Annotated in this window: 6 protein-coding genes; 2 read left to right on the top strand and 4 right to left on the bottom strand. The window is 44.3% G+C overall.

Features of this window, described 5'->3' with window-relative positions; all coding sequences use genetic code 11:
- Nucleotides 1-13: 13 nt before the first annotated feature.
- The 3 genes from QUB63_RS08420 to QUB63_RS08410 all read right to left on the bottom strand — a co-directional run bounded on the left by QUB63_RS08420 (nt 14) and on the right by QUB63_RS08410 (nt 3,561).
- Nucleotides 14-1,111, bottom strand: a complete 1,098-nt coding sequence (locus QUB63_RS08420; RefSeq protein ID WP_332944431.1) for a M24 family metallopeptidase — start codon at nt 1,109-1,111, stop codon at nt 14-16.
- A 167-nt stretch (nt 1,112-1,278) separates the two neighbouring features.
- Entirely contained in the window at nt 1,279-2,409 is a 1,131-nt protein-coding gene (gene galT / locus QUB63_RS08415; protein ID WP_332944430.1) for a galactose-1-phosphate uridylyltransferase, read from the bottom strand.
- A gap of 660 nt (nt 2,410-3,069) precedes the next feature.
- On the bottom strand, nt 3,070-3,561 hold the full coding sequence (locus QUB63_RS08410; RefSeq protein WP_332944429.1) for a helix-turn-helix transcriptional regulator: 492 nt from the start codon (nt 3,559-3,561) through the stop codon (nt 3,070-3,072).
- A 230-nt stretch (nt 3,562-3,791) separates the two neighbouring features.
- On the opposite strand from QUB63_RS08410, the gene QUB63_RS08405 reads away from it, so the two are divergent.
- Both QUB63_RS08405 and QUB63_RS08400 read left to right on the top strand, forming a co-directional pair.
- Nucleotides 3,792-4,670, top strand: coding sequence for a GTPase family protein (locus tag QUB63_RS08405; protein ID WP_332944428.1), 879 nt, complete (start codon nt 3,792-3,794; stop codon nt 4,668-4,670).
- A gap of 44 nt (nt 4,671-4,714) precedes the next feature.
- Nucleotides 4,715-5,449, top strand: a complete 735-nt coding sequence (locus QUB63_RS08400) for a GTPase family protein (protein WP_332944427.1) — start codon at nt 4,715-4,717, stop codon at nt 5,447-5,449.
- Nucleotides 5,450-5,612: 163 nt separating this feature from the next.
- Here the strand turns inward: QUB63_RS08400 and QUB63_RS08395 are convergent, their stop codons facing one another.
- Nucleotides 5,613-6,734 (bottom strand): beta-glucosidase, encoded by a 1,122-nt coding sequence (locus tag QUB63_RS08395; protein WP_332944426.1) that lies wholly within the window; start codon nt 6,732-6,734, stop codon nt 5,613-5,615.
- Nucleotides 6,735-6,838 lie beyond the last annotated feature (104 nt).

The following is a 6,838-nucleotide window of genomic DNA, read 5'->3' as shown; positions in this document are numbered from 1 at the left end:
GGTGAACCCGCCCCTACGATAGCGGAACGGGGCGCAATCTTCCGGCTACTTCTACACTCGGCCAATGCGGATCGAAAGTCAAATTTTCCAAAGTTCCATCGCTACCAATTACAAACGTATCCTCAATTTTTGCTCCCGACAAACTCGGATTCCAAGCCACAGCCATATTTGCTGCTAAAATATCTGAAGTAGCCGGATTCGCCACAACTTCTCGCGCCAAATATCCAGTAGTTCCGCCTTGATGGTGTTCGCGAATTGCTTGAGGATATCCGTGCTGTTCGTAAGCTTGTTTCAGCGTATCATAAACTGAATTCAACGAGACTCCTGGGCGGCACGAATCCAACGCGGCGGCTTCAATTTCTCTGACTTGTCGGTGCAATTCTGAATGCTTTTCTTCGAGAGATCCGAAACAGACAAATCGGGTTAAATTTGCATACAAACCGTTTCCCCTCGCGCAGAATACTAACATGGCTTGCTTCCCGATTTGTTCGCCGGTGGCGGTGGCGTGGCGGTACAGCGGCAAACGCCTTTCTCCAGCAACTAATGTCAGGGCTGGATGCAAACCTCTCGCCCACAAAGCCTCTGCACCGGCACCTGCTAATTGATATTCTGTCCATTCAGGTTTGGCGGCTGAAAGTACCTCTGTCATCGCTTCGCTGGCTAAACGCCCGACTCGGCGATACCGCTCTAATTCGCTTGACATCATGGTCTGTTTGCGAGATTGTAAAGATGCGACGATCGGCGTTTCTTTGGGATGAATTGGTCGATCGCTCATCACGTTACCGCCCGCAGTAATTTCATTGACAAAAGCTTCGCGCTGTGCAACATCCGCCCAAGGATAGATGTGCATTTGAAAATTGGCTGGAAGTTCTTCGTCTTGCAAGCGCTGGGCTTCGATTTCATCTGTCAGTACCCAAGCTGTATCGGCGGTGATTAAGACTTCTGCAACTCCGGTTTCTGCGGTAAGCAATACAGTATGGGAAGCGCCGGCGGTGGCCCAAGCAAACCAGTCCGTACCGCGCAATCGAAGGGCGATCGCTCCTGTTTCTGTTAAGGCTTTGCGGATGAATTCGAGTTTGCAGTCAACTTCTGGGTTTAATGAGTTTATCATAGATGAAAGAAGAAAGTTCGGCAGCGGATTGTGTACGGGATGTAACGGATGTAATATCATGTCTGGTCGATTAACCGCAATCTTGTAGGGGCGGGTTTACTAACAATAATTGCCTAAAAACGCTCGTCTCCTAAACCCGCCCCCACTCCACGGTAAATCTCTAAAATCTAAAATAGATTTACGGCTACTGCTTGCAATTCTTTAGCTTTTTCTTCAGGTAAAGCATCGTTAGCAAACATTCCCGCCGCGAGTTCGGTTCCTGCTAAGTATTTTAGCCGATCGCTCGATCGGTAGGGCGGATAAAACTCAGCGTGCAAATGCGCCTCTGGGTGAGGTTTTCCGTCGGTGGGGCCTTGAAACCAAGCCATCAAATAAGGGAAAGGGCGGTGCCACAAACCGTCATATTTAAGGGCGACTGTTTTTAAGGCTTTGGCAAGTGATTGACGCTGTTTTTCGGTAAGATCGATAAATGTGGCAACTGGTGCGATCGGCGCAATCCACACTTCGTAAGGGTAGCGGGCGCAAGCGGGCACAAAGGCGATCGCATCTTCGTCTAAATAAAGAATGCGCTGTTTGTCAGCAATCTCTTTTTGAATCAAATCTTGCAGCAAACCGCTGTTATTTTTTTGATAGTAAACCGACTGACATTCTAACATCCGCGCTGGCACCGGAGGCACGAAGGGATAAGCGTAAATTTGACCGTGGGGATGGTGCAAAGTTACTCCGACTTCGACGCCGCGATTCTCAAACGGCAAGACATATTGAATTTCGGGATTGCTGCCGATTGCGGAAGTGCGATCGGCCCATACTTCTAACAGCAATTCTAAGTGAGATAACTCTAAAGAGCCGAGGGAAGCCAGCGGATCTTGAGTAAACACTACCACTTCGCAAATGCCGTGAGCGGGCAAAGTTTCCACAATATTTGCCGGTGCGTTTTTTGCCTGCAAAGTCATCGAGGGAAAGCGGTTGTCAAAAACTGCTACGTCGTAATCTCCCGGCGGCAATTCTGTCGGAAACTTGGGGTTAATTGTAGCAGCCAGCGGGTTGTATTCCGGCGGCGGCATGAATGTTCTGCCCTGGCGGTGGCTGGCATATGCTACCCATTCCCCCCGCAAAGGATGCCAGCGAAAGTGCGGGTTTGCTTGTACGGGCTCGTTGCTGGGACTGACGGCCGCGATGCCTTCTGGGATTGGGTAGCGGCTGTAGAGTTTCAGCGGGCGGCCGTCTGGTTTTAGCAAGGTTTGGGAGTGCATTTTTTGGTAGGGGCGATCGTTTTTATGAGATCGGGACTTACGCATTAAGGCCCAAGAAACCGGGTTTTTTACTTTAACTGCAGGCTTCGAGGGAGGATTTTTGTAAAAAAACCCGGTTTCTAACTGCCGCCTGCGTCTGTGACTGTCGATTTTAGGAGTATAACTTCGTGTTTTGAGAATGCGCCCCTATCTAAAGTCGGAAATTATGTTGATAAGTCAAGTTAGGAGTGCGAAGTTAAGCCGATCGTCCGCGAGTCCGCCAGGGGTTTAAACCCCTGGCTAATAGCTAAAGTCCTCTGAAGAGGACTAATAAAAGGACTTACGCAAAAACCCTGTTTCTGGGAAAAATCGTCGATTCTCCGAGATATATAGGTGCAGAAACCGGGTTTTTTGCCCCCTAGCGCCAGTCTTAAATAAGTTCTTCAGTCCTCTTTTAGAGGACTTTAGCTTTGAGGCAGGGGTTTAAACCCCTGCCTAATAACACGAGTCACGCAAAAACCCGGTTTCTGGGAAACATTGTCGATTCTCCGAGATATATAGGTGCAGAAACCGGGTTTTTTGCCCCCTAGCGCAAGTCTTAAATAAGTTCTTCAGTCCTCTTTTAGAGGACTTTCGCTTTGAGGCAGGGGTTTAAACCCCTGCCGGACTGTCGGACTGTCGGGCGCTCGGTTTAACATTAAGCTAATGCTTTAAAGCTCATTTTCCTTAGTTTGCACCATTGCCATTGATATCGAAGTTTTCGATGATGGGAATTTCTGAAGGTGAAGATGCTACTATTCGCAGATTGATATCAACTATAATTTGATTTTTATCTAAAATTATATTGGCTTTTTTTATTATAAATTTTGCTGATAAACAATCGCCGGATTCAGATTCAGTAGGTCGATCGGTCTTATATCCTGCTTCCTCAAGCCATTCACAAATATTTCGCCAATTTTCTACCTTTTCATCGCACTTGCCTACAAGTTTTTTGACATATTGATAAATTGTATTGCAAAAGTCAACTGCAATTCCCTTAGCATTTTTATTAAGCTGTTCGGCAATTTCGGCGGGACTGTGGCCCGAAAGCAAGCCGCGCAGGTGCAGCTTTTCGGTGGGGGTGAGGCGCTTGCCTTTGGCGGATGCGAGGTCTGTGTAGAGGGTTTCTAAATCCCAGTCGCGGGCAGCTTCGGGGAAGCGATCGCCGATCGTGCTCATAGGCGGAGTGCGTGTTTGGAGTTTTCCTAATCAGATTCTAACACGATTTCTAATGCTTATTAGTTTCTTGGCTAAGGTTGGTTAAGTTATATTAAAAAAAAGCAGGTTAATTCTCGATCGCTAGCTGTCACGGAAAGGCTCACTTCTTGGGGAGTGTCGTTTTGTGCTGGAGAGAGTTATCAAGCCAAAGTATCTAAAAAATAATCGTTATTATTTTATGAGGCAACAAAATGAAGTTTGATTATTCTGATTTTTTTGATTCCCTTACACAGACAGGATTACTCATCACTGATGAACAGCGTCAAAGAATTACTGAAAAAATCACCCAAGTATTATCCTATGAGCCAAAAATAGGTATCTTTGGTAAAACAGGAGTAGGTAAATCCAGTTTGTGTAATGCTCTTTTTGGTCAAGATATAGCTGCTATTAGCGATATTGAAGCTTGCACGAGAAATCCCCAAGAAATATTATTAAAAATAGGGCTCGGAAATTCAAAAGGTATTAAGTTAGTTGATGTACCTGGAGTAGGAGAAAGTCAGGAACGAGATCGGGAATACGCACAGCTTTATGCAAAGCTATTACCCGAATTAGACGTTGTGTTGTGGCTGCTCAAGGGTGATGATAGAGCATTTACCTCAGATGAAGTTTTTTACAAAAATGTGGTTAAGCCACATCTCGATCAAGGGAAAGTATTTTTTATAGTGGTCAATCAAGTAGACAAAATAGAACCTTTCAGAGAATGGGATGAAAAAAATCACATACCAGGTCCAAATCAACTGCAAAATATTGATGCAAAGTTATCGGTTGTGTCAAGATTTTTTTCAACGCCAGTGTCTAAAATTATTGCTGTTTCTGCTGAAGAAAAATACAATTTAGTTCGCTTAATTGATGAAATCGTCTTTGCGTTACCCAAAGATAAAAAAGTTACATTTGCCAGCAATGTAAAAAAAGAAAATGTTTCAGAAACAACAAAAACAAAAGCAGAAAAAGGATTTTGGGATACTGCTTGGGATATTGTCACAGAAGTTATTCCAGCAGCAATAGAGTCTATTCCCATAGTTGGTTCACTGTTTAAAGTGGCTAAAACCTTTTTAAAGTGGTTCTTTTAAATCCCTCGCCTCTAATTAATTTAGAGATTATCTAGGATGACAACATGGATATAACTGTTAATGTAAAATATGAAGCCTTGCTAGAGAAGTTGCTGATAAAATACCCAAGTTTTTACTTTCTAAAAAATCAAAACTTGAAACATTCAGATAGAAGAAAATGGCATCTAAAGAGTGAAGACAGGCTAATATACTGCCTTCAGGTCATATTTATTGGCAAAACTGGGTATGGTAAATCTACAACTGTCAATCATATTCTTGGACAACAGATATTTGAGTCAAGTGATATTGATAGTTGCACAAGAGAGTGCCAATCTGCTATGTTCCAAATTCATGAAAGCACCGATCTATATTATTTTTCAATAGCTGATTTACCTGGAATTGGTGAGTCAATAGCTTTAGATAGGAAGTATATTGAATTATATTCTGAATTTTTAAAACTCAGCGATACTGTGGTTTATTTGTTGCGGGCAGATCAAAGAGATTTCGCTGTCGATCGAGATACATTTAGCCGTTTGTTTGCAACTAAAAAGCAAAGAAATAAAGTAATTATTGCTTTGAATTCAGTTGATAAGATTCAACCCATCAACCGGAGTAAACCATTTAAACCCAGTCAAGCACAGCTAGAAAATGCTAACAAAAAAATGAAAATTATATCTGATTGTTTTGGAATTTCCCCAAATAAAATATTGTATTATAGTGCAACAGAGGAATATAACTTAGACAGTTTAATGACAGCGATCGCTCAAAATTTGAAAGCACGCATAGACAAGTGGGCATAAAAGGTTAATAAATAATAATCCTGCTTTAATACCCCCTAAATTTCTTAGTCCGCGAAGGCGGACTTTGTTTGTGTAGAAGCGGTTTCAACCGCCGAGTCTCTAAGAAATTTTTAACGCAGATTTAGTATAAGGTGCGCTTCGGCGCACCCTACAGAAGCACTTATCAATCCTGCGACTTCAACAACGGTTCAATCTGCTGTCTTTGATACTGCAATTCATCCGCCAAAGGCTGATAAATTTCTCGATCGCCCTTTTCATCGCAATAATCCCACAAACCATTGTAACAGTGCCGATCGTCATCCCAACCCGGATGGTTGACAATCGGATACAAACAAACTCCCTCGATCGGAACTCCTGCTTTCAGCGCCGCCGCTACCTCAGTGCACACATAATTAAACCAGACAGGTCTAAAATCGTCTTCAGTGCCTGTTTCTGCTACAAATAAGGGGCGGCCGTAGCGATCGAACACTTCCTGCAGCATTTCGCTAAACGGGCGGTACAGCGGATCGGTGTATTTCATCGGATCTTCATTGTGAATCCACTGATTGCGATCGTAATAATTCACCCCAATAATATCGAGATATTTTTCCTGGCCGCCGATCTCGGGGCGAAAGCGTCCCGCCAACATATCCCAAGCTTGATATTGAGATAAGCGATAACCTTCCGCCGCGTCTTTATCCTGCGGTCTGTCAGGAGCGGCAATAATATTAATTACCGGGTCGATTTGAACGATGCGGGTGCGGGGTTCGATTTCCCAAACTGATTCTATCGCTGCGATCGCCGCTTTGATTAACTGAATTTTCAGTTCGTCTCCCCGCCCTTTTGCAAACGGATTGATGTAGGCGACATCGCCGCCGGCCCAGGCAATAAATGAAATTTCATTGACAGGTGTCACAAAAGGTGTTTGGTCAGTTTCTGCAATTAGCACTTGCATAAAAGCGCGCACCATCTTTGCAAATCTGGACACGAATTCGGGACTGAAAATATCAATATCGTCGGGCCAGCCGTAGTGAAACAAGTCCCAAATTACCTGCATTTTTGTGTCGCGGGCGGCGCGAATTATTGGCAGGGCGCTGGAAAAATCGTAGGTTTCGGGAGTCTGTTCGATTAAGTGCCAGCGGAGGCCTTCGCGGACTGTGTAGATGCCTTGCTGCTGCAAGCGCTGGTAGTCAGCGATCGCAAATTTATCGTGGCCGGTGGCGGCTGTGACATCGAGGCGTTTTCCCGATCGCAATTTGTGGGTAGAGCACTCAAAACCGCCCATGAAAAAACTTTGAAACATCATTAAACAGTTGACAGTTGACAGTTGACAGTTGACAGCGAGATTTTAAGGTTGGTAGTAGGGACTTTAGTCCTTAAATATTTCTAAGAAAGGACTGAAGTCCGAAC

The sequence above is a fragment of the Microcoleus sp. ARI1-B5 genome, from assembly GCF_036705795.1.
GTDB lineage: Bacteria > Cyanobacteriota > Cyanobacteriia > Cyanobacteriales > Microcoleaceae > Microcoleus.
Note: the sequence above shows the minus strand (reverse complement) of the source record. Positions and strands in the feature narration are given on the sequence as shown.